Origin of the sequence: Bradyrhizobium sp. HKCCYLRH3099 (assembly GCF_051167855.1) — a bacterium.
Lineage (GTDB): Bacteria > Pseudomonadota > Alphaproteobacteria > Rhizobiales > Xanthobacteraceae > Bradyrhizobium.
This window is the reverse complement of record NZ_JBNPTW010000029.1, coordinates 25,932-48,762: the sequence shown is the minus strand read 5'-3', so window position 1 is coordinate 48,762 and position 22,831 is coordinate 25,932. Positions and strand designations below refer to the sequence as shown.

Below are 22,831 nucleotides of genomic sequence, written 5' to 3'. Positions count from 1 at the left end.
TTCGTTCTCCTGCCAGTCGACCCTCCCCGGAGGGAGCGTCGACCAGGCGTCTGTTCTGTGTCGCGTGACCGCCTCAGCGTGACCGCGAGCTTAACATCTTTGCGCGGCGGCGCCAGTTCCGGGGGCGTCCGCCCGAGTGTCGGAAAACCCAGCGCCCGCCACGCGGTGACTAGAGGCGTCCGCAGCGCTTGCCCATGATCGGCCAGACCAGCCAGGCGCCGGCAGCGTAGAGGCTGCCGATCGTCGTGGCCCCCGGCCGTGCCGAGACGTGGAAACGCCCGGCATCGAGCAAGGCTCCATCGGAGGCGACGATTGCGGGAATCATGCGGTCCGACGGGCCGAAGACGACGACGGCCTCGGGCTTGATCAGCAGCGTCATGGCGGCCATGCCGGCAAACCACGCCACGGCGACCGCCGCCGCGCCCATGACGGGGACGGAGCGGGCCGGCTGGGACCGATCAATAGTCGTAGGCATGCTCGAACGTATATCCGGCGGCGTCGAAACGGGCGATGTCCTGAACCAGCGACCGGACCGGCACGTCGACGCCGATGCGGCGCGCGCCGGGACGGGACTGGACCGGGACACTGAATATAGGCAGCCCGTCGAAAGCTGCCAGCCGGCCGTCGCCGGGCGGAATGACGATGGTCACCAGGATGCGGTGGTTGCCGGCGACCTCGCCGAACGCGGCGCCGGGATGCCGTCCGAGCTCCCGCGCGAAGGCGTCGAACTTGGCGTAGCGCTCGGTCTCGACCAGCACGCCCTTGCCGCCCTTGCTGTCGGTGACCTCGCGGATCACCTTCACGCCGGGGATGGCGGCCAGCTCGGCCGCAGGCAGGCCGGTAACGACGCTCCGGATCGTCAGGACGGCCGGATCGTATCCCGCAGCATAGCCGATGATCGCGGCGTAGGCGGCCCGTCCCGCATATTGCAGGCTGAGGGAGAACCGGCGCTCGACCGAGCGCAGCGATGGCACGAAGGGTGTCTCGCGCCAGAACTGATGGAGCTTGGCGGCGAAGGGATAGCGATACCACGGCGTCTGATAGAGAAACGCCGCGTAGTCCTTCAGCAAAGCGAGGTTGAACGCGTCCTCCGCTGTGTTGACGCCTTCGGTGGTCTCCGCGCTGAGCGCGCCGATGGTCTTCTCATATCCGCCCTGCAGCGCCATCTCGGCGGTGAAGCTGAAGCCAATGATGTAGTTGGTGAGCTTCTGGTCCGATGTCGCGGGACCGGATCCCGCCGCCTGGCGTGTCGCCCGGCACAGGCTGCGCCAGAAACCGCTGATGCTCGTCAGGTAATGGAATTGCGACTCGGAGCTCTGGCCGGTGACATCGGCGAGATCGCGATAGGCGTGGACGATGTACCATTCGGGGAAGGTCAGGAAGCTGTCGCCCTGCGAACGGGCGTAGCCGGGATCGGTGATTCCGTAGTCCGAAGTCACGGCGGGGGTCGGCACGTCCGCCGTGCACACCGTCTCCACGGTGGCCACGGTGGTCGCGATGCCGATCGCGGCGGCCGCGGCGAGGGCACCGAAAAGAACCAGGGCTTTGCGACGCAGGCTCATGCGATGGCGGCCTGCCTGCGCCAGGGCGACCAGCCGACAGCTATACCGATCGCGCCCAGCGCGAGATGCGGCAGGCTGGAGAGCAGCTTCACCAGCCAGGACGTGTTGCGGATGCCGTCGATGATGATGGACAGATCGAGATAGCCGGAGCCGGTGAACACACCCATCACGCCGTCGAGGAAATACAGCGAGCCGAAGACGCGCAGGAAGAAGATGGCGCTGCGGCGGGACAGCATCGCGCCGAGCGCCCACAGGCCGGAGGCGACATGCAGCGCGTCCTTGTAGATGTCGAGCTGAAACAGGCCGAAGACGCGGCCCTGCGCATCGATGAAGGCGGGGATGTAGTCGGTCGCCGCGGCGAACAGCAGCGCCACGGCGAGCGCGAGGGCTGCGATGCGATAGCGGTCCAGGGAGAATCCGTCGGCTGAGGTCGTCATGCGAAATAGGCGTCCCACATCGCGTTGCGGAACAGAAGGTTCGGATCATAGTGCCGCTTGGCGGCGACGAAGCGCGCAACGGCCGGATAGGCCTTCTCGACCTGGTCGCGGCGCGCATGCAGACGATACGGCAGATAGAACGCGCCGCCAATCGCGGTGATGCGGTCGATGAGGGCTTCCGTCGTGCGCAGCATGTCGACCTCGCCCTCCGGCGAGGTGACTTGCGAGAACGACATCACCGCCGCGATGCGGCGCACCGGCGCGATGGTCAGCGCCGGCGTCTTGTCCTCGGCGACGTAACGCAGGGTGACGTTGAGGAATTCCGCGCGCGCCTTCGGGATGATCTCGCGGCAGGCGGTGAGGAACTCGCCGAACCGCTCGGGCGCGACGAAGTATTCATGCAGAATGTCGGTGCGGTGCATGTCCTTCTGCGCGAGGTTCGCGACCGGCTCGGCCATCAGCGAGTTGCGCGTGTAGTGGCTGTCGGAGATGGCGGGGCCGAGCCGCGTCTCCATGAACCAGCGCAGACCCTTGGCGACCTCCCAGCCGGTCTGCGCGCGATAGATCGTGTTCGCGACGCCGGTCAGCTTGCCCGAGCTCGCCACCGGCGGCAGCGTCGCGGGCGCATCCGGCGCGGGGCGGAAGCTGACGAGCAGCGCGTCATCGAAGAATGCCTTGCGCGACACCGACATCCGGCCATAGGCCATCTTCACGTTGGGATCGCCATCGATGCTGCGCGTGAACGCCTCCGCGAACGTCTCCGGCGCCATGCGCTCGAAGCGCGGCTCCAGCAGCACGTTCGGCACCATCTCGACCTCGAGGTCGACGATGATCCCGAACAGGCCATAGCCGCCCATGGCAAGGCCGAACAGCTCGGCATTCTCGGTGCGCGAGCACTGCACCAGCGTGCCGTCGGCGAGCAGCATGCGGATCGATTTCACCGTCGACCCGAACGGGCCGTACGGCACCGGCCATCCATGGGCGTTGACGCTGAACGTGCTGCCGACGCCGAAATCGCTGTTGGACTGCATCACGGCGGGCGAGAAGCCCTTGGCGTCGAGCGTGGCGATGACGTCCCACCAGCGGTTGCCGGCGGCGGTACGATAGGTCCGTGCCGCCGTGTCGAGCTCGATGGCGCCGCCGTCGAGCGTGATGGCGGTGCCGTCGCGCGGCAGGCTCTGTCCGCCCATCGAATGCCGGGCGACGGCGGCGGTCACCGGCCGCTTCGCGGCGGCAGCCTCCTTCAGCTCCGCGCGCAGCCGCGCGATGAGATCGTCGGTTGCTGGCTTCGAAATCACGACATGCTTGGCGACCGGCGTCGGGTTAAGCCGGCTGGCGTCGTTGAGGATGGTGCGCAGCTCGGCGCGCGCCTCCGGCATCCGCGCCAGGGGCAGCGCCGCAGCCGTGGCTGCGGTGCCGAGAAACCGTCGTCGTGAGATCATGGCGTGCGCACTCCTGACTGATTGGGAGTCTACGCCAGCATCGTAAACGTTCGAAAAATTGGCGGCCGATCAGTCCGCCGAGGGACGCAAGCGGGCGGGAACCAGCCGGAAGTCGCGGCCATCCTTCAGCCACGCCGCGCGCTCGTCGCGTAGCAGCGTTCGCCGCACCTTCCCGGAATCGTCGCGCAGCATCACATCGACCAGCTCATAGCTCTCCGGGTGTTTGTAGCGCGACAGCCGATCGCCCAGGAACGCGCCCATGCCGTCGACGATAGCCTGCGCGTCCTTGGCGCGATCGATCTCGACGATCGCATGCACGCGCTGCCCGAGCTCGGGATCGGGCAGGCCGACGACGACGCAGGAGCGGATGTCGGGATGCGCCATCAGCGCCGCCTCGACCTCGGCCGGATAGATGTTGGCGCCGCCGCGCAGCACCATGTCGGCGAGCCGGTCGCCGAGATAGAGATAGCCGTCGGCATCGAGCCGGCCGATGTCGCCGAGCGATTCCCAGCCGTCGGCGCGCCGCTTCGGCTCGGCGCCGAGATAGTGATAGGTGCTGCCGGGACCATCCGCCGGAAGGAAGTAGATTTCGCCGCTCTCGCCGGGCGCGACGTCATGGCCGTCGGGGCCGAGGATGCGCAAGCCGCAGGTGTCGTCGATCTTGCCGACCGAGCCCTTGTGCTGCAGCCATTCGGTTCCGGAAATGATGGTGCGTCCCTGCCGCTCGGTGCCGCCATAGAGCTCGTAGACGCGCTCGGGGCCGAGCCACTCGATCCATTTCTCCTTCAACCATGCCGGCATCGGCGCCGCCATGTGGAACACCATCTTCAGGCTCGACACATCGTAGCTGTTGCGCGCCGCCTCCGGCAGCGCCCAGATCCGGTGCATCATGGTCGGGACGAAATTGACCCACTGAATGCGCTGCGCCTGGATCAGCCGCAGCGTTTCCTCCGCGTCGAACTTCACCATGCCGGTCAAGGTGCCGCCGGCGAACAGCGCGTAGTGCGACACGATGAAGGGGGCGTTGTGATAGAGCGGCCCGGGATTGAGCAACGACGCACCCCTGGGAATCCCGAGCGGCGGCTCGGCTGCGGTGTCGGTCACCGCGGGCTGATGATCCAGGATCACCTTGGGGCGCCCTGTCGAACCGCCGGATGTCATTGCCTTCCAATAGCGCGACACCGGCGCGGTGAGCGGCTCGTCTGAGAATCCCTGGGGTGTGAAATCGGCGGGCAGCGTATTCGGCGCATTCCAATCGGCCTCGCCGCCGACCACCAGCGACGGCTTGAGGATCTCCAGCACGGCCGCGGCTTCGCCGCGCGGCAATCGCCACGACAGCGAGGTCGGCGTGGCGCCGCATTTCCACACCGCAAAACTGGTCTCGAACAGCGCATTGCCGTTGGGCAGGCCGATCGCGACGAAGTCGCCGGGTTTGACGCCTTTGGCGGCGAAGGCGCGGGCGCGCGCATTGGCGCGGCGTTCGAGCTGCTCCCAGGTGAGGCGATCGGCTCCGTGCTGAACAGCGATGCTGTCTTTGGGTTTGCGCTCGGCGTACCAGCGCGGCACATCCGCCATCGGGATCAGCATCTCGTCCTCCGAACCATCGGCGCGTTGCTTGTGCGCCGTTCTTGGTCGGCAGCTCGCGCGGCCGACGTCAATGATGCGAGACGTTGTGCCTCATCTCGGAAGACGCGTCCATACGCGCACGCCGCAGGGTTTCGGATGGCAGTTCTGCGAAATGGCGCTTGTAGTCGAGGGAGAACTGGCTGAAGTGCCAGAAGCCGTGGCGCACGGCGACATCGTAAATTCCGTCACGTGGATCGCGCGACGATTTGAGGTCGCGCCGCACGCGATTGAGGCGCACCGCGCGCCAATAGGCCAGGGGACTGGTGCCGAGCACGTCCCGGAAGCAGTAGCTCAGCTTGCGGTGGCTGACGCCGACCGCCTTGCAGACATCCAGCAATGGAATGGATCGCTCCGATGAGGCGAGCATCACGTCGCAGGCCCGATCGACGATGCGCTTGCGCGCGGCGCCGCTGCGGCTGTCATCGCAAGGCCGTGCGTCCGGCAACAGGTCGGTGATTGACAGCAGCAGGCCGTCCTGCAGCGTGGCGGCGGACGCTGCGTCCTGCGACAGTTCCGTGTGCGCGCGAGGCGATGTGTCGAGCATCGCCAGCGCGGCCCGGAAGCGAGCCAGCGTCGCGGCCGGCGCCGAGATCGCGCGCATCTGATGGCGCAGGCCACGCGGCAATTCGATCGCCAATTGGCTGGCGATCTCGTCGACGAGTTGGGCCGACAGGGTTACGCCGCGCAGAGCGAAGCCCCGCGGCGTGCAGATGTCGACCTCGGCATCGAAGGACACGATCAGTGCGTCATGTGTGATGCTGGTGCCGTTGACGTTCACCGGGCCCTCGCCGCCGCAGGGCACGGCCAGGCCGCAGCAGTTGCGGCCGAGTTCGCCATGCTGCCGCACCTGCTGGCTCGTCACCTCGTGGAAGACGTCGAGGCGCGGCATCGACAACTGCGTAAAGCTGCCATGGAAGGCGCCGGCGCTGATCTGGTCATAGCGCAGCCGCCAGCCGCCGAGCTTGGCGCAATGCTCGTCGACATCGGCGCTCGTCGTCTGCACGAAGCCAGGGCGCGCCACGCTGCTATGGGTCGGGTTCAAGCTCATGACATCACGGCGAAATTGAATGCGCAGTTGCAAGACGCGCGCCAGCGTGGCCCGCCGGCCGGTCCGGCGTGCGATCTTGCCCGATTTCGATAACGCTGTCCTGCGTCTGATTGGCAGTCTCGCACGCCATGACCGGCCCTATCAGGAGATCGTCGTGCAGGACATCGCCGCAATCGCCATCAGCCATCCGCTCGATCCGCTGACGCCGGACGAGATCGCCGCGGCCTGCCGTCTGGTGCGTGCGAGCGCGGCATCCGCCGAGAATTGCCGCTTCCCCATCGTGCGGCTCGAGGAGCCAACCAAGGCGGAACTCGTGGCCGCCGACGGCGGGCAGGCGCTGCCGCGCAAGGCCTTCGTGGTCTCGCTCGACATCCAGAGCGGCGAGTCGATCGAGCATGTCGTTGATCTCGGCGCCGAGGCCGTCGTCGCGCGCAAGGTGGTGCCGAACCGCGAGGCACCCTACGGCCAGCCCCCGGTCATGCTGGAGGAGTTCTTCCGCTGCGAGGCCGCGGTGAAGGCCGATGCCGGCTGGCGCAAGGCGATGCATCGTCGTGGGCTCACCGACAAGGACATCGAGCTGGTGCAGGTCGATCCGTTCTCGTCGGGCTTCTTCGATCTGCCGTTCGAGCGCGGCGCCCGCATCGTGCGCGCCGTGAGCTATTTCCGCGAGCATCCGCAGGACAATGGCTATGCGCATCCGATCGAGGGCGTGGTCGCCGTGGTCGACCTGATCGCCGGGAGGGTCCTCGATCTGACGGATGAAGATCCGGTCGTTCCGATCCCGCGCAAGAAGCGCAACTACGGCGCCCATGAGGTGACGGCGCCGCGCACCGACATCAAGCCGCTGAACATCGAGCAGCCGCAGGGGCCGAGCTTCACGGTCGATGGCTGGAAGGTCGACTGGCAGAAGTGGAGCTTCCGCGTCGGCTTCACGCCGCGCGAGGGCCTGGTGCTCCATCGGCTGTGCTATCAGGACGGCGAGCGCACACGCCCCATCATCCATCGCGCCAGCGTCACCGAGATGGTCGTGCCTTACGCCGATCCGACCGCCAACCATTTCTGGAAGTCGGCGTTCGATGCCGGCGAATATGGCTTGGGCATGCTCGCCAACGCGCTGGAGCTCGGCTGCGACTGCCTCGGCAACATTCATTATTTCGACGTGCCCGCCGCCGACAGCAAGGGCGAGCCGTTCGTGATGCAGAACGCGATCTGCATGCATGAGGAGGATTACGGCATCCTCTGGAAGCACTACGAGTTCCGCAACGGCCTGTTCGAGGTGAGGCGCTCGCGCCGGCTCGTCATCAGCTTCTTCGCCACCGTCGGCAATTACGACTACGGCTTCTACTGGTACCTGTACCAGGACGGCACCATCCAGCTCGAATGCAAGCTGACCGGCATCATCCAGACCGCGGCGGTGGCGCCCGGCGCGACCTATCCCTGGGGCGGCATGGTCGATGACAATCTCGGCGGCCCGACGCACCAGCATTTCTTCAACGCGCGCCTGCACATGGACATCGACGGCGGCGGCAACACCGTCACCGAGCACGAATTCGTGCCGCGGCCGTGGGGCCGCGACAATCCGCATGGCAACGTGTTCGACACCACCAGCCGCGTGCTGGCGCGCGAGCGCGACGCGGCGCGCCTCGCCAATGGCGAGACCGGGCGCTACTGGAAGATCTCCAATCCCAACGAGAGTAATTCGGTCGGCGCGGCGCCCGGCTACAAGCTGGTGGTCAATCCGAGCCCGGTGATGCTGGCGCAGGAGGGCAGCTTCGTGCGCAGCCGCGGCGGCTTTGCCACCAAGCATGTCTGGGTCACGGCCTACGATCCGGCGGAGAAATACGCGAGCGGCGACTATCCGAACGTGCACGCCGGCGGCGACGGCCTGCCGCGCTACATCGCGCACAACCGCAATATCGAGAACACCGACATCGTCGTCTGGCATTCGTTCGGGCACACGCATGTGTGCAAGCCGGAGGACTTTCCGATCATGCCGGTGGAGTATGCGGGCTTCATGCTCAAGCCCGTCGGCTTCTTCGCCGCCAATGCCGGGTTCGACATTCCTGCGGAGCGGAATGCGAAGAGTGTGCTGAGTGCAGAGGGGACGGCGGGCACGGATGGCGGCAGTTGCTGTCACTGAGCAGTGCTGTCGGTGACAAAGCTGCTGACACGCGGCGGAGCAGAGGTGGATGCCGGTTGTCACCCGGCATCCGCACCGCTCTGTCCACTCCCCTCCCCCTTGCGGGGAGGGGTCGGGGGTGGGGGTCCCCGCGGGTGGTCTCACCTCCGGGATTCCATTTTGGCCGACGTCCAAACGAAGCTCATCGCCCGGGGACCCCCACCCCCAAACCCCTCCACGCAAGGGGCAGGGGAGCGCACCGCCTTCGTCGCGTGATGGTGGGTTTCAGTGAAATCGCATCATGCTTCTAGAACCTTTTCCGTGCGCGATCATTGACGCGAGGCGGGGGCTGACTGATGGGAGGTCTCATGCACGCCCAACAAATGATCGGAACCCATCCGCATGTCCGCGGGCAGGTCGATGACGCGCTGATCCGCTGCATCGAGGAGTGCTATTCCTGCGCCCAGATCTGCACATCCTGCGCGGATGCATGTCTTGGCGAGGAGAGCGTCGCCGAACTGACCCAGTGCATCCGGCTCAACCTCGATTGCGCCGATGTCTGCAACATCACGGGCCGCCTCGCCACGCGGCGCACCGGCTCGGACCAGGAGATGATCCGCCGCATGCTCGATGCCTGTGCCGCCGCGTGCCGGCTGTGCGCGGAGGAATGCGAGCAGCACGCCGGCATGCATGCGCATTGCCGGATCTGCGCCGAATCCTGCCGCCGCTGCATGAGCGCCTGCGAGGATGCTGGCCGCAACATGGCGCATTGAGGCGCCGCGCAGTGTGTAAAAAGAAGTGTGTCAAAAGATAAGGCCGGGCACGAGGCCCGGCCTGTCCGACCATGGCAACCGGATTGCTCCGGCCCTGAGAACGCCATTACAGACGGCAAGTATCAGCCACCGTTCAGCTTGGTCGTGAGCGTCGTGAAGATGCCTTCGAGCGTGAGCCCGAGCTTGTTGAGAATGGTAATGATGGCGAGGGCGATGCCGGCGGCAATGAGGCCGTATTCGATGGCAGTCGCGCCCGATTCATCTTCATAAAATTTGAGTAGCAATGTCGTCATCGATCCCCTTCGCCATCAGGCGAAGTCCCTCATGGAGCAGTGACCGCGAAACTACGGGATGGAACCTAAGGTAGTGTGAATGGCTTGTCGCCAAGTTTCCTCACTTGGATCGAAATGGCAGAAATTCCAGTTGTAGCCGGTGTCGTTGCACGCAGCGGCCTCAGGCCGGCACGCCGGCCGCGCGCAAAGAGTCCGCGTAGGTTGTGGCCATGCGGCCGACGGGGAAGGGAATTCGCGCCAGGAAACCGGAGACCGTGAGCTGCGGTTCGAGCGTCAGCAACTGACGCGCGGCCTCCGTCGCGCGAGCGAGATCGCCGGCGCCGACGCGCGCGACGATCAGGACGCGCAGCGCAACGGCGAAGCGGCGGTTCTGGGCGAGCGCACGTTCGGCCCAGTGGATCGCGCTGGCGAAATCCTCGTCGGCGACGGCGCACACGGCCATGGCGCCGGCGGCGAGCCAGCTGCGCGGATCGCGCGGATTGAGGCGCTGCGCCCGTTCGATCTGCGCCCGGCCTTCGGCGGCATGTCCGGCCATGGCTTCGATCCAGCCGCTCAGCGTCAGCGCCACGGCGGAGTTCGGATTGATGTCGAGCGATCGCTTGAACATGTCGCGCGCGGGCGCGATGTCGTCGGCCATGTTCCAGATCGCGAACGCGGCCATCCACAGCACCTGGGCATCGTTCGGCGCGCGTTCGCTGGCCTGCCAAGCGCGCGCGACGGCGGCTTCGCGATAGTTCTCGTCGGCTTCGCTCCAGCCTTGAAAGTGGCGCAGCGCCTGGCAATAGGCCGACGCGGCCATCGCCGGCGCGTAGGCGGGATCGATGGCCAGCGCCTCGTCGAGACACGCGATCGCCGCGGCGAGGCTGCCGGGCGTGAACGCGTCGCGCAGGCTCGCGGCGCGCAGCAGCAGATCATAGGCCGCGGGATGCGGCGAGGGCATGGTCCGGCGCCGCTCGCCTTCCGCCTGTTCGAGCGTCGGCTCGATTGCAGCGACGATGCTGCCGGTGATGCGGTCCTGCAGCGCGAAGACATCGTCCAACTGGCCGTCGAACCGCTCGGCCCACAGATGTGCGCCGGACCTTGCATCGATCAACTGCCCGTTGATGCGCAGCTGCGCGCCGGCGCGACGCACGCTGCCTTCGAGCACGTAGCCGACGCCGAGCTCGCGTCCGACCTCGCGCAGGTCGACAGCCCGCCCCTTGTAGCTGAAGGACGAGTTGCGCGCGATCACCACGAGGCCGCTGCAACGCGACAGCGCGGTGATGATGTCCTCGGCGATCCCGTCGGCGAAATAGTCCTGGTCCGGATCGCCGCTCATATTGGTGAACGGCAGAACCGCGATCGCGGGGCCATCGAACGCGGTCGCGGCAGCCGGCATGCTGGCTGTCGGTTCACGGACCTCGCCCGTGAAGCGGATGCCCTTGCGCGGGATGGTGCGGATCAGGCGCTGGGTCTCGCCGCTGTCGCCGATCGCGCTGCGCGCCGCGCTGATGCGGCTCGCCAGCGTCGCCTCGGAGACGATGCGCCCGCCCCACACTTCGGCGAGGATCTCGTCGCGGCTGACGACCCGGTCGCGCGTCCTGACCAGGAAAGCGAGCAGGTCGAACACTTGCGGTTCCAGCGCGACCAGCACATCGCCACGGCGCAGCTCGCGGCGGCCGGGATCCAGCACGAAGTCGTCGAAGCAAAACACCACATGCGCCGCCATGTCTGGTCCCACGGGAACGGCTCACCATCGGACCTCGGGAGCCGCAGAATCAAGCTGCTCTCCAGGAAAAATCAATGCCGTCTCCAAGCGCATCTGGACAGCAGGGCGCACAAGGGAGGACAGACCCCAATCCGGAGATCCGTCATGCCCTTCGTCCCTCACGACCGTCGCCAGTTCCTCACGCTTGCGGGAACCGCCATCGCCGCGCTTCAGCTCGGTTCCGGCGCCGTCCGGGCGCAGGGCTTCAAGAGCGCGGCGAAGCTGCCTGAGATCCGTCCGGGAACCTCAACCACGCTGGGCCCGATCAAGCAGGTCACGGCCGGTGAGCTCAGTATCGGCTATGCCGAGATCGGTCCTGGCGATGGATCCGTGGTGATCCTGCTGCACGGCTGGCCCTATGACATCCACAGCTTCGCGGACGCCGCGCCGGCTCTGGCCGCGGCCGGCCATCGCGTGATCATTCCGCATCTGCGCGGCTACGGCACGACGCGGCTGCTGTCGCCGACGGCCTTGCGCAGCGGCCAGCCGGTCGCGGTGGCCGCCGACATCGTCGCGCTGATGGATGCGCTCGGGATCAAGGCGGCGACGCTCGCCGGCTATGATTGGGGCGCGCGCACCGCCAACATCATCGCCGCGCTGTGGCCGGAGCGCTGCAAGGCGATGGTCTCCGTCAGCGGCTATCTGATCGGCAGCCAGCAGGCCGGACGCATGCCGTTGCCGCCGGCCGCCGAGCTGCAATGGTGGTATCAGTTCTACTTCGCGACCGAGCGTGGCCGCGAGGGCTACGACAAGAACCGGCGCGACTTCGCCAGATTGATCTGGCGCACGGCGTCGCCGCAATGGGTGTTCGACGATGCGACCTTCGCGCGCAGCGCGGCAGCCTTCGACAATCCGGATCACGTCGACATCGTCGTGCACAATTATCGCTGGCGGCTCGGTCTTGTCGCGGGCGAGGCGAAGTATGATGCGCTCGAAGCGAAGCTCGCGACGTTTCCCGCGATCAACGTGCCCACGATCACGATGGAAGGCGACGCCAATGGCGCGCCACATCCCGCGCCGGAAACCTATGCCAAGAAATTCACCGGCCGCTATGAGCACCGCCTGATCACCGGCGGCATCGGCCACAATCTGCCGCAGGAGGCGCCGCGGGCCTTTGCGCAGGCGGTGATCGACGTGACGGCCGGCGTCTAGCGGTCTCCGGCGGGAAGCGGCTGCGAACCTCGATGGCGCAGCCACGCCTCCCGTCGCACGATCCATTTCTCGGATCGCGTCTCGCCATTGTGGTGCGGGAGTGCGATATGACCGATGAACTCTGCGCCGGTCTTCTGCTTGACGCGGCGCGAGGCGGCGTTGCTCGCGACATTGCAGACATGGAAATGATCGAGCCCGAGCGGGCCGAAGGCGAAGTCGTTCACGGCGGCGATCGCCTCGCTCATCAGTCCCTGATTCCAATAGGGCTCTGCGAGCCAGAAGCCGCGGTGGCCCTTGCGTGACTCGACGCGTGGCCGGAAGTGGATGTTGCCGATCGCCGTGCCATCGCCGTCCCGCAGCACCAGTACCCATTGATAGATCTCCTCGCCGGCCGCGATCTTGTCGAGCTGCAGCATCACGAAGGTCGCGGCGCCATCGTCCGGATAGGGCCAGGGTACGACGGCGGCGAGGGTGCGGATGATGTTCCAGTTGTTGAAGTGGCGCTGGATCGCGGGCGCGTCTGCGACCGTCAGCGGGCGCAGCAAAAAGGCGGGCGGTATGCAACGTGGGCGTGAGCATGCGACATCCTGTCGTTAACCAATGCGGACGGCAAGCCCTTGCCGCGACCGCCCATCAAAAAGCTATCCATCTGATTCATAAGGAGTCTCAGCCGAATTAAGGTTACGGGGAACTTTCGTTCCCGTGATGGAACCCGACGCTTCCACAACGCTGCATTGCGGTGCATTAATCGAACACACGCAATTGCAAGGATGCAGCGTGTGTACAACCGCCGGAGGTATCATAGGCGGGGCGGGCTCAGGGTTGCGCCCATGAGGTGTTGGAAATGAAACGCGGGACGGCGGGACATCAGTCGCGTAGGTCGCAGGCGCAGCGCGCGTTCGATCCATGCATGTGGCGTACGCGGCAACTCAGCCGGCCAATTCCCTTCTACGGCTCGGAGCTGTTTCAGCTCGGCTGTCCGCCGCTGGCCTCCTTCATCGCCGCCTTCCTCGGCTGCCTCATGACCTTGCACATGAGTGCGTCCGGTGTGTCGCCGTCGATCGCCTCGTCCACCGCCACGCTGCTGTTGAGCGCGTCGCTGATCCTGACGCGGACGGCGACGCTGGTGCCCGGCACGTTCTTCTCCTCGGCCTATGGCGGGAGCTTCATCGGCATGACACCGGTGGCACTGCTCAACGCCAGCGTCATCCGCGCCGGGCTGCCACTCGACGCCGCCTTCGTGTTGTTGTCACTGTTCGGCGGATTGGTGTTCAGCCTCGGCTGTGCGCTCGACATGTGGGTGCAGGGCGGACTGGCGCGCGGCTATGGCGGCCGGCTGGGCGCGCTCGCAGCGGTCGCATCGTTCCTGTTCGTCGGCCTGGCGCCGCTGGCTGGGCCGGGCGGCGAGCTGTTTCCGATCTCACGCAGGGGCGTGCTGGAGTTCGGTCTCCTCGATGCCGCCATCACGCTGGCGCTGTGCAGCGCCGGCATGCTGGCGACGATGGGCGCATTGCGCTGGGCGCCGGTTGCCGGCTCGGGCCGCGCTGTGCGCATCTTCGCCGCCGCGACCTTGGCGTTCGCAGGTCTCGTGATCCTGCATCTGCTCGGCCGCGATGCCGCTGATCTCGAGGCCTTCTATGCCGGGTGCTTTCTCGGCATGTCGACGCAGCGGCGCCTGCGCAGCCTCGCCCAGGCCGCGGCCGCGGCGGTGCTGCTGACGGGGCTGCTGATCCTGACCTTCCCGATCCTTCCGGCGGTGGGCGGCAGCCTCGGCTATGTCGCCTTCGTCTCGGTCGTCTTCGTCGATGCATCGGTCCGGCTGTTCGTCGAGGCCGGGGAATCGCCGCGGCAGACGATGGTGGCCTTCGGGCGAGGGCTGCTCGCCGCAGCCGCGATTCTTGCCGTGCTGCTGTCGAGTGAAATGCTGTCGCAACGGCCGCTGCTGCCGGCCGGTCCAATCGTCCGAGCGGACAGCGCCGTCGAACCGCAGGTACGGCCCGTCACCCCGCCGGTGGACATCAGCGGCGAGACCTCGTCGCCCAGCCGACCATTTGCGCCGCCCGCGATTCCGCCCGATCTGCCGCCGCAGATCCTGCGCCCCGAGGCCGGTGCGCCGCTCGCCGCAGAAGACTCGCGCGAGCCCGCGAGCACGATCACCGAAGAGCCGTCCCGGCGAATCCGCCCTGGCCCGGTCGTTGCCACGCCGGCGGCGCCGGTAAGGCGTCCGCAGATCCGCGCCGTTCCGCCGGCGATTGCGCGGACCCGCATCATGGCCCGGCACGAGGTGCAGCCCGCTCCGGAATGGCAACCCGATCCGTCGACCTTGGCAGGTCCGTGACAATGGACCCCGAGGAGATGGAGCGGTCGCCCGAGCCCGGCGCTTCCGGCAAGCCCCGTCCTTCACTCCACGCCGCACCGCTCGCGTCCTTCGCCGGGGCCTTCCTCGGCTGTCTCGCGACGCTGCACCTGAGCACGCTCGGCCTGACCCCTGCGATCGCATCGGCGATTGCCACGCTGCTGCTCTGCGCCAGCATCGTTGCGGCGCCGACCCGAAGTCTGCTGCCGGCGACATTCTCCTCCTCGGTCTTTGGCGGCAGCTTCAGCGGGATGACTCCGGTCGCGCTGTTGAGCGAAAGCGTCGCCCGTGCCGGCTTGCCGGTCGAGAGCTCCTTCGTCCTGCTGTCGCTGTTCTGCGGTCTCGTCTTCGGCTGCGTCTGCGCCGGCGAGGTGCGGCTGCGCGTCGTGCTGCTCAAGGGCTATGGCGGCCGCTTCGGCGCGCTTGCCGCGCTCGGCTCGTGCGCTTTCCTCACGCTCATTCCGATGCTCGGCCCCGCGCGGACGCCGCTGCGCATCGCGGGGCTGCCGGGCTACCACGAGGGCCCCGGCCACGCGCTGCTGATGCTGGCGGCTTGCAGCGTCGGGATGTTCGCGACCCTGTTCGCGCTGAAATGGCCGCGCGTGGCCGATGCGGGACGTGCGTCGCGGGTGTTCGTCTCGGCTGCCGTGGCCTGCTCGGGACTCGTCATCCTGCAGCGGCTCACCGGGGCCGATGCCTGTTTCTCCGATGCGTATTACGCCGGGTGTTTCGTCGGCATGTCGTCGCCGCAGCGCTTGCGCTGGACGATGCAGCCGCTGCTGGCGGCCGTTACGCTGACGATGCTGCTGCTGCTGGCGGCGCCGGTCCTGCCGAGCGTCGGCGGCAGCCTCGGTTTGGCGGCCTTCGTGGCGGTCGCAAGCGTCGACGCCGGGCGTCGCATCATCGACGCCGCCACGCGGTCGCTGAGCCGCCCTGCGCTGATCGGGATCGGCAGGTCTCTTGCCACAGCGGTCGCGATTGCCGCGGTGCTGCTGCCGAATGATCTGCTCCTATGGCAACACCGCGCGGACCCACAATCGATTCTGCTGCCGCCGGCCGACGAGGACGAGCTGTCAGGCATTGCGATGGAGGCTGAGGTCCCGGTCGATGAGCCCTTGTCATTTGCGGAGCCGGCGCCCGCACCGCCGTTCCTGACCCTTCCGCCATCGCTGCCCCACGAGCCGCGTGAGCGTCACGCGGCGCCTCAACCGGTGCCTCAGGCCGATCCCCGTCCGTTGGACACGAGGCGCCGCAAACAGCGCGAGCGCACCAAGGCTGCCACGGCGCCGCGCCACACCGCTGCTGCCGCGCGCAGTCAGTCGCGCGTGTCCCCGCCTACGCCGCGGCCGCCGCGACGGATTCCGCAGGATGGGTCACCGCGGCGACGCTGAGCACGCTCAACAAGGTGCCATCGGGCGGGCGTGGTGCCGCTGCGGCCGCGCAACATGGCACGGCAGGACGCGTAACCCGTGCCGAGAGGACGCCCGATCCGGTCCACATCAGCGGGGCCGTGACGGCGGACCGTCAGCCTTTTTACGGCGATAACCTGCCATCGCCACAGGTTTGCGCGTGTTTCGCCATGTTTCGACATCATCGTGCACAACGCGGTGCTTAGCGGGTCTCGTCTGGCGGTGGGGGCCGCGGGGGGGACCCGGCCGATCCACAGGGGGGTGGTTCGCCAATGCAGCAGGCCTCTGATTGCACGGCATGGCGACCAGGCCTGCCGGTCGTGTACGAGCCGCGTCCTCGGCCGCGGCGTTTCGATCTCCCGGTCGCACTTCTGGTCTCGTTCGTGGGCGCCGGTCTCGGCTGCCTCGCGACCTTGCAGCTGAGCGCGTTGGGCCTGTCACCCGCGCTGGCCTCGGCGGCAGTGACGGTCGTGCTGTGCGCAGGTCTGGTCATTGCGTCCCCGGACAATCTGGCGGCGACCGCCTTTTCGTCTTCGGTCTATGGCGGCAGCTTCAGCGGCATGACGCCGATCGGACAGCTCAGCGACAGCGTCGCGCGCACGGGACTGCCTCACGAGGCGTCGCTCTATCTGCTGTCGATCTTCTGCGGCCTGCTGTTCTGCCTTCTGACGGCTGTCGAGGTGCAGCGGCGCATCGTGCTGTTGCAGGGCTATGGCGGTCGACTGGGCGTGCTGGCAGCGATCGGATCGCTGCTGTTCGTGACGCTCGGGCCATGGCTCGCCGGACACGGCGAATCCCTGCGTCTTGCGCATCTCAATCAGTTCGACCAGGAGTTCGCCGGCGCGCTCGCCATTCTTGCGGCCTGTGTCGCCGGGACGTTCCTGACCATCTTCGTCCAGCGGCTTCCGCAGGTGGCAAGAGCGGGGCGGGCCGACCGCACCTTCGCCTCGGCCACCCTGGCGTTCGCCGGAATGGCGATCATGCAGGCGCTCTGGCCCGACCAGCGCTGTCTCGTCGATGCCTACTATGCCGGGTGCTTTCTCGGCATGTCGTCACCGCAGCGACTGTCCGGACCGCTGCAGCCGATGGTGGCCGCGCTGACCCTCACATTGGTGCTGGTTCAGGCCTCGACGGTTCTGCCGATGGTCGGCGGCAGCCTCGGTCTTGCGGCGTTCATTGCGGCGGCCGGTGTCGACCTGGTCTGGCGCGCCGCTGCCACGCTGCCGGCTCCGATACGATCCATGAAGGTCGGGCTTGGCCCGAGCATGGCCGCCGCCTTGACGGTCGCGGGGTGTCTGGTGCCGGGCCAGATGTTTCACAAGCTGGTCGACGAGACGACCGGCGTCCTGAGCGAGGCCACTCCGGTCTTGGCTCCGGTTGTTGCCGCCCTGCCTGACGAGCAGGTCGTGGACGCGCCCCCGCCGGAAGCCGCATCGCCTGCGCCGCTCGCTGCTGCGGCCGAACCTGCTCCGCTTCTCGCCATTGCTGCGCAGGCCGAGCCCGTCGCGCCTGACGTCACGTCGCGTGTGGAGGCGCCTGCCGACGCCGCCCTCATGCCGGTCCCGGCACCACGTGCCGAGCCGCCGCGGGCGCAGCGCGCGAGGCGGACCGGCTCGGGGTCTTCGCCTTCGGCCAATCCGGGGCCCTGGGGTATCATCCTGACCGCTGAGCCCGCGCGGACCGGCACGACCGGTGCGCGATCTGGTCGTGCCAGGACAGCGCCGGTCCGTGTCGTCGACACGGCGCCGGCCGTATCGCAGCCCGCAACGCGCTCGCAGAGCGCGTCGCGGAGGCCGGCGCGGTCGGCCGCGACCGCCTCCAGCGAATGAGCCACGCGGTCAGCCGAACTTGCGCCGGGCGTCGAGCGCAAGTCCGATGCCGACGCTGCCGAGCAGGTCGGTCTCGGCGACGCGTGCTGCCGGAAACAGCGCGAGGATCGCCTCACGCAGCGCCGGCACCATGCTCGAACCGCCGGTGAGGAAGATCGTGTTGATCGCCGTGGCCTCCACCGCGGCATCATCCAGCAGCGTCGTCACGGTGCGGACGACGCGCGCGACGGAATCGGCGATGGCGCGGTCGAAATCGCGGCGCGTGAACTTGATGCGCGCCCACTCGTCCTTCTCCGACAGCACCGAGGTCAGCGACTTCGCCGCGGTGAGCGCGATCTTGGCCTGCTCGACGCCGATCGCCAGCGTATGGCCGCGATGCTCCTCGACCACCTTGATGAAGCGATCGACGAGATCGCGCCGCTCGGCCTCGTAGCGGATCTGGCGCAGCTCGTGAACGACGCCCTTCTTGTAGAGCTGGTTGATGCGGTGCCAGGTGGCGAGCTCGTGATAATAGGCGGTCGGCAGCTCGCGCTTGCCGTCGGCGGTCAGGCTGCCATAGCCGAGATGCGGCATGACGCTCTTCAAGCTCAGCAGCCGGTCGAAATCGGTGCCGCCGATGTGAATGCCGCCATTGGCGAGGATGTCGTCCTCGCGGTCAGCCTTGCCGCGCCCCTCCGGCGAGACGCGCACGATCGAGAAGTCCGAGGTGCCGCCGCCGATGTCGACGATCAGCACCAGCTCCTCGCGATTCACCTGCTGCTCGTAATCGAGCGCGGCCGCGATCGGCTCGTATTGGAAGGCAATGTGCTTGAAGCCCTGCTCGCGCGCGATCTGCTCGAGTGCGTTTTGCGCCTCGGCATCGGCCGCGTCGTCCTTGTCGACGAAGCGCACGGGGCGGCCGAGCACGACCTGGCTGATCTCGTGGCCCAGCCGCGTCTCGATCTGCGTCTTCAGATGCGCGAAGAAGAAGCCGAGAATGCCGGAGAACGGCACCGCCTTCTGCCGGATGTAGGTCTTCTCGTGGATCAGCGCGGTGCCGAGAATGCTCTTCAGCGCGCGCATGAAGCGGCCGTCATGGCCGGTCAGGTAGCGATCGATCGCGGCGCGCCCGAACTGCACGCCGTGATCCTCGAAATCGAAGAACATCGCGCTCGGCAACGTCCGCTGCTCGCCCTCCAGCGCGATGAGCTGTGCGCAGGCGGGATCGCTGAGGCCGACCGTGGTGTTCGAAGTGCCGAAGTCGATGCCGCAATGGGCCGCTGCCATGCTCGTCTCGTTTTCCGTCCGGGGAGGGCGGACCGCTTAGCCGTTTTGCAGTGCAATGTCATGTGCGAATGTGAGGCATGAGGGGGACAAGAAATCCGCAGATGGCGCATGGCTTACCCGCGCAGCGACCTCCGACCGGCGTTCACCGCAATCGATGTGGGAATGGGCCGTACCGACGACGAATCCTGCCAGTTAGTGACTCCGTCATGCCCGGGCTTGTCCCACGGCTGTCCGGCAGGATTCCTGCTTCATGCGGCTTCCTTCATTGGGGGGCGAAGTCGCTTGGAGGCCTGTTCGGGTCTTCTGAGCAGTTCCAAATGGAGTTGCCCGGTGTCTGGTTCGCCAGGGCCGGAGATGAGATCGAGCATGCTGCGCCGGTGCATGAGGTTCATTCGGATGAGGCGGGCAAAGGCAAGAGGGCTGGCGACAAGTTTTGTCGCCTCTTGAGCCAGCCGCAGCAGCAGGAAGGCGATCAGTGCGACAACGATCTGGATGCGCACTGCGGTCTCCGAGCATCCGAGAAAGTGATTGATCCTCAAGGTCTGCTTGACCCAGCGGAAGAACAGTTCAATGGCCCAACGACGCTTGTAGAGGTCGGCGATCTCCTGCGCGCTCGCTTGCAGATCATTGGTCACGATCCGCAGAACCTTACCAGTATCGATCACCACCTGGAGTTCACGTACCGGCGCCGACATCGGGTTCTTGCGAGAGGCCGCAAGCCTTTTTGGAAGATATCCGATCCGATCGCTCAAAATCGACGACCCGGGATCGACCGGGCGCGAAAATTCGATCTCGAACGGGGTGTTGGCCTTCAGCCGCGTGACGAACCGGCAGCCTTTGTCGTGGAGCGTCGCCCACCATCCAAAGTCATAGTAGCCGAGATCGAACACGTAGGTCGCCTTCGGCTCGATCGGCATCGCCTTCGCCGCAGTAATGTCGTTGACGTTGGCGGCCGTGACGAGAAGATAGAGTGGTTGATCGGCATCCGGGTCGTAGACAATGTGAGCTTTGGCGCCACAGACGCCGGCCGAGAACTTGGCCCAGTCCTGGCTAACGCTGCTCAGTCGGACGCTTGTCGAGTCTATCAAGCGGACGCAATCCGCGATTTTGCGTCGATATCCGCTTTCAAGCTGCCGCATCAGGGCCGCGAGCAGCCCTACGAATACCTGCTCCGACCGCGTCGAGGCATTCAGCTCCGCCAGCGACGAGCGAGCCACCGTGCAGCCACCGAGGTGGTAGAACGCGCCCTCCTGGCTCTTCAGCCCCAGCTCAATTTCCCGCAAGCTGCGCGCTCCGGACAATTGACCGTACAGCATCGCAATCAAGTGATCTTTGGTTCGGTGTTTTCTGAGCGCCAAATCCGAGCCGTGTTTCTCCACAAGCCCATCGAAAACGTCCCAGGGAACAAACTTCAAGACTTGATGAAACACGCTATTCTGATGCCGCACGGCGTTGACCTCGTTTCGTGTTCAGTCGATTCGCAACCTTCTGAACCTGAACAGAATCAACGCCGTGCACATTCTCAAGCACGTTTCGTACCGGACAGCCGTGGGACAAGCCCGGCCATGACGACGTGGAGACACGCGGGCGCAAAACTCGGAACGTCATGCGACCACCCCGCTCGCGAGCGGGGTGGTTTTCGCCGGGCGCGGGTCTAGCGGCGAGGAAAGTTTCATTCCCCCGCCGCACCTCGCTCACCCCGCCGGCCTGAACGCCGGGCCCTCGAAGCGCAGGCCGGGGGCGCCGCGTTCGACGCCATCATGCGCGGCCTGCACCAGGCGGGCCTCACCCGCCTCGGCGACGCGCGCGCGGCCGTCGAGCAGCGCGGCGAGGCGCGCGAGCGCCAGCGCCTTGTTGCGGTGCTGCGAGCGGCCGTCGCGGGCGATCGCCGCGAGGCCGCTCGGCAAATGGACGGCGCGCACCGCGCTCTCGGTCGTGTTCTGGTGCTGGCCGCCCGGACCGCCGGCGCGGAAGCTCTCGAACCTGACGTCGCCGGTCGCCAGCGCCGGGATCTGCGCGGGCAGCGGCAGGTCGACGACGCCGACGAACCAGTTCTTGCGTCCGTGATGCGGTCGCAGCGGACTGCGGCACACCCAGAGCAGCGAGCCCCGCGTCCAGCGTTGCGCGAGCGCGTCGGCGCTCGGCCCGTCCAGCACGGCGATCGCGCTGGCCGGTCCGTGCCGATCCGTGTCGCCGTGCGCGATGGCGCAGTCGCACTCCGCGGCCTCGGCTTCACTGGCGAGCCGCGCGAGCGCATGGGCGACCGCGATCCGGCATTCCGCCGGACCGCGTCCCGATGTGAGGAGCAGCCGTCTCATCGGCGGTCCTCCTTCGGCCGCCGCTCGGTGGCGATCTTCTTCACCGTCACCAGCGGCCGAAAGCTGGCGACGACGCGTGCGAGTCCGAACGCTTCGAGATCGGCGATCACGCCGGAGATCGGCTTGTAGGCCTCCGGCGCCTCCTCGGCGAGCAGCGCGCGGTCCTCGCAGATCACGCGGCCGCCGAACGGATTGCGCGCCAGCCGCTCGCGATCCGATTTGGTGGCGCCGACCCGGCCGATCATCGACGAGCGATCGAACTTGCGTCCGGCGCCATGCGCGATCGACCACAGCGCCTCCTTCGGCGCCGTGGCAAGCGGAGCGACCAGGTAGGAGAGCGCGCCGCGCGAGCCCGGCACGACGACGAGCCCCTGGTCGGACGGCGCTGCCCCCTTCCGGTGCAGCACGCCCTCGCGGCGATGGACCACGCAATTGTGCGAGCATTCGCAGACGGGATCGGCCTCGCAGCGCAACGCCGAGGCCGCACGCCGCGCGATGAGGCCGCGGTTGAGCCGGGCCCAGCGCAACGCGTGGTCATGCGCCGCGAGATAGGCCTGGCCATCCGCGCTGTCAGGCGCGAGCGGCTTCAAGCCATCAGTGACCTGCCGTTCGAGCAGCGCATGGCCAAGGCCGCGCGAGCCCGAATGCACCAGCAGAAAGGCGCGATCGCGATCGATGCCGCAGGTCGCATCGAACACCTGCTCGACCGCCTGCAACTCGCAGAAGTGATTGCCGCCGCCGATCGTACCGAGCGACGTGTCGAAGTCGGACGATGCCAGCCCATGCGAGGCCAACTCGCCTGCGATGTCGCCGACATAAGGCTTGGCGATGTCGCGCAGCCGGTCGGCCGCCTTGTCGACGCGGATGCGGCGCGAGGCGAGATCGAGCTGATACAAAGCCATGCCGCAGCCGGCGTCGGCGCCGACGAAGGCCGGATGGATGCGGTCGGCGAGGATGGCGCAGCCGACAGGGCCGAACTTGCCGGGATGCAGATCCGGCAGGCCGGCGACCGCGCGCACGCCGTCGATGTCAGCCACCGTTTCGAGCTGGCGCACGGCGGCGCCCTCGATCCAGGAGCTGGACGAGTAGAAGCCGTGGACCGGCGCACGGCCGTCCACGCGATGGGAATTGCCCATGTGGGTACCTTGGAGAGATCAGGAGATATGGCAGGGGACTAACAGCGCGCGCGAACGCACGCGTGCCTGGCCACACCTCGCCTCACGCGAGGATCAGGCCCGGCGGCTCCTGGCGGAGCAACGGATGATCGCAGTCATCGCTCTCTCCTCGTTCGGCGGAGCGGAATGCTCGACGCCGGCCGCGTACTAATCACATCACGATCGCATTGGCAATGTGCGGAATTCAATCGCTGTCGCGCTGTGACGCCCAGGACACGGATGCCTCATTTGATCCGGGTCGCTCGCAATGACGTGGTGAGGTCGCGCGGCGACAACGGC

Annotated in this window: 19 protein-coding genes; 6 read left to right on the top strand and 13 right to left on the bottom strand. The window is 67.1% G+C overall.

What is annotated here, in order from left to right; all coding sequences use genetic code 11:
* Positions 1–169: 169 nt before the first annotated feature.
* From ACQR1Y_RS33860 to ACQR1Y_RS33835, 6 genes are all read right to left on the bottom strand, one after another.
* Positions 170–475 carry a hypothetical protein gene (locus tag ACQR1Y_RS33860; RefSeq protein ID WP_434859809.1) on the bottom strand — a complete coding sequence of 102 codons (306 nt, stop codon included), beginning with the start codon at positions 473–475 and terminating at the stop codon, positions 170–172.
* On the bottom strand, positions 459–1,562 hold the full coding sequence (locus ACQR1Y_RS33855; protein WP_434879894.1) for a hypothetical protein: 1,104 nt from the start codon (positions 1,560–1,562) through the stop codon (positions 459–461). The genes ACQR1Y_RS33860 and ACQR1Y_RS33855 overlap by 17 nt, the downstream gene beginning before the upstream one ends.
* Entirely contained in the window at positions 1,559–1,999 is a 441-nt protein-coding gene (locus tag ACQR1Y_RS33850; RefSeq protein WP_434859811.1) for a DUF4383 domain-containing protein, read from the bottom strand. Before ACQR1Y_RS33850 ends, ACQR1Y_RS33855 begins: the two co-directional genes overlap by 4 nt.
* Positions 1,996–3,441 (bottom strand): FAD-binding oxidoreductase, encoded by a 1,446-nt coding sequence (locus tag ACQR1Y_RS33845; protein ID WP_434879895.1) that lies wholly within the window; start codon positions 3,439–3,441, stop codon positions 1,996–1,998. Before ACQR1Y_RS33845 ends, ACQR1Y_RS33850 begins: the two co-directional genes overlap by 4 nt.
* Before the next feature lie 69 nt (positions 3,442–3,510).
* Complete coding sequence (locus tag ACQR1Y_RS33840; protein ID WP_434879896.1) at positions 3,511–5,028, bottom strand: AMP-binding protein; 1,518 nt, start codon at positions 5,026–5,028, stop codon at positions 3,511–3,513.
* A 67-nt stretch (positions 5,029–5,095) separates the two neighbouring features.
* Positions 5,096–6,115 (bottom strand): helix-turn-helix domain-containing protein, encoded by a 1,020-nt coding sequence (locus ACQR1Y_RS33835; protein ID WP_434879897.1) that lies wholly within the window; start codon positions 6,113–6,115, stop codon positions 5,096–5,098.
* A gap of 154 nt (positions 6,116–6,269) precedes the next feature.
* Between ACQR1Y_RS33835 and ACQR1Y_RS33830 the strand changes: the two genes are divergently transcribed.
* Together ACQR1Y_RS33830 and ACQR1Y_RS33825 are read left to right on the top strand one after the other, a co-directional pair.
* Entirely contained in the window at positions 6,270–8,255 is a 1,986-nt protein-coding gene (locus ACQR1Y_RS33830; RefSeq protein ID WP_434879922.1) for a primary-amine oxidase, read from the top strand.
* A gap of 347 nt (positions 8,256–8,602) precedes the next feature.
* Positions 8,603–9,007 carry a four-helix bundle copper-binding protein gene (locus ACQR1Y_RS33825; RefSeq protein ID WP_434879898.1) on the top strand — a complete coding sequence of 135 codons (405 nt, stop codon included), beginning with the start codon at positions 8,603–8,605 and terminating at the stop codon, positions 9,005–9,007.
* 122 nt (positions 9,008–9,129) lie between these two features.
* Here the strand turns inward: ACQR1Y_RS33825 and ACQR1Y_RS33820 are convergent, their stop codons facing one another.
* Positions 9,130–9,300, bottom strand: coding sequence for a Flp family type IVb pilin (locus ACQR1Y_RS33820; protein WP_434859816.1), 171 nt, complete (start codon positions 9,298–9,300; stop codon positions 9,130–9,132).
* A gap of 160 nt (positions 9,301–9,460) precedes the next feature.
* On the bottom strand, positions 9,461–11,008 hold the full coding sequence (locus tag ACQR1Y_RS33815) for a winged helix-turn-helix domain-containing protein (RefSeq protein ID WP_434879899.1): 1,548 nt from the start codon (positions 11,006–11,008) through the stop codon (positions 9,461–9,463).
* A gap of 144 nt (positions 11,009–11,152) precedes the next feature.
* Here ACQR1Y_RS33815 and ACQR1Y_RS33810 point away from each other — a divergent pair, with 144 nt between their 5' ends.
* Positions 11,153–12,199, top strand: coding sequence for an alpha/beta fold hydrolase (locus tag ACQR1Y_RS33810; RefSeq protein WP_434879900.1), 1,047 nt, complete (start codon positions 11,153–11,155; stop codon positions 12,197–12,199).
* Here the strand turns inward: ACQR1Y_RS33810 and ACQR1Y_RS33805 are convergent.
* Positions 12,196–12,744 (bottom strand): GNAT family N-acetyltransferase, encoded by a 549-nt coding sequence (locus tag ACQR1Y_RS33805; protein WP_434879901.1) that lies wholly within the window; start codon positions 12,742–12,744, stop codon positions 12,196–12,198. The two genes, ACQR1Y_RS33810 and ACQR1Y_RS33805, sit on opposite strands and share 4 nt — an antisense overlap.
* 365 nt (positions 12,745–13,109) lie before the next feature.
* Between ACQR1Y_RS33805 and ACQR1Y_RS33800 the strand changes: the two genes are divergently transcribed.
* From ACQR1Y_RS33800 to ACQR1Y_RS33790, 3 genes are all read left to right on the top strand, one after another.
* The gene (locus ACQR1Y_RS33800; protein ID WP_434879902.1) at positions 13,110–14,537 is read left to right on the top strand and encodes a hypothetical protein; all 1,428 of its coding nucleotides are present in this window, start codon (positions 13,110–13,112) and stop codon (positions 14,535–14,537) included.
* 17 nt (positions 14,538–14,554) lie between these two features.
* Entirely contained in the window at positions 14,555–15,946 is a 1,392-nt protein-coding gene (locus ACQR1Y_RS33795) for a hypothetical protein (protein WP_434879903.1), read from the top strand.
* Positions 15,947–16,236: 290 nt separating this feature from the next.
* Positions 16,237–17,793, top strand: a complete 1,557-nt coding sequence (locus tag ACQR1Y_RS33790) for a hypothetical protein (RefSeq protein ID WP_434879904.1) — start codon at positions 16,237–16,239, stop codon at positions 17,791–17,793.
* 9 nt (positions 17,794–17,802) lie between these two features.
* On the opposite strand, the gene ACQR1Y_RS33785 is transcribed toward ACQR1Y_RS33790, so the two are convergent.
* The 4 genes from ACQR1Y_RS33785 to ACQR1Y_RS33770 all read right to left on the bottom strand — a co-directional run bounded on the left by ACQR1Y_RS33785 (position 17,803) and on the right by ACQR1Y_RS33770 (position 22,513).
* Positions 17,803–19,059 (bottom strand): Hsp70 family protein, encoded by a 1,257-nt coding sequence (locus ACQR1Y_RS33785; RefSeq protein WP_434879905.1) that lies wholly within the window; start codon positions 19,057–19,059, stop codon positions 17,803–17,805.
* A gap of 248 nt (positions 19,060–19,307) precedes the next feature.
* Entirely contained in the window at positions 19,308–20,507 is a 1,200-nt protein-coding gene (locus ACQR1Y_RS33780; protein ID WP_434879906.1) for an IS4 family transposase, read from the bottom strand.
* Between the two features lie 246 nt (positions 20,508–20,753).
* Positions 20,754–21,377 carry a peptide chain release factor H gene (gene prfH / locus ACQR1Y_RS33775; RefSeq protein WP_434879907.1) on the bottom strand — a complete coding sequence of 208 codons (624 nt, stop codon included), beginning with the start codon at positions 21,375–21,377 and terminating at the stop codon, positions 20,754–20,756.
* The gene (locus tag ACQR1Y_RS33770; RefSeq protein ID WP_434879908.1) at positions 21,374–22,513 is read right to left on the bottom strand and encodes an RNA ligase RtcB family protein; all 1,140 of its coding nucleotides are present in this window, start codon (positions 22,511–22,513) and stop codon (positions 21,374–21,376) included. The genes prfH and ACQR1Y_RS33770 overlap by 4 nt, the downstream gene beginning before the upstream one ends.
* Between the last annotated feature and the right edge of the window lie 318 nt (positions 22,514–22,831).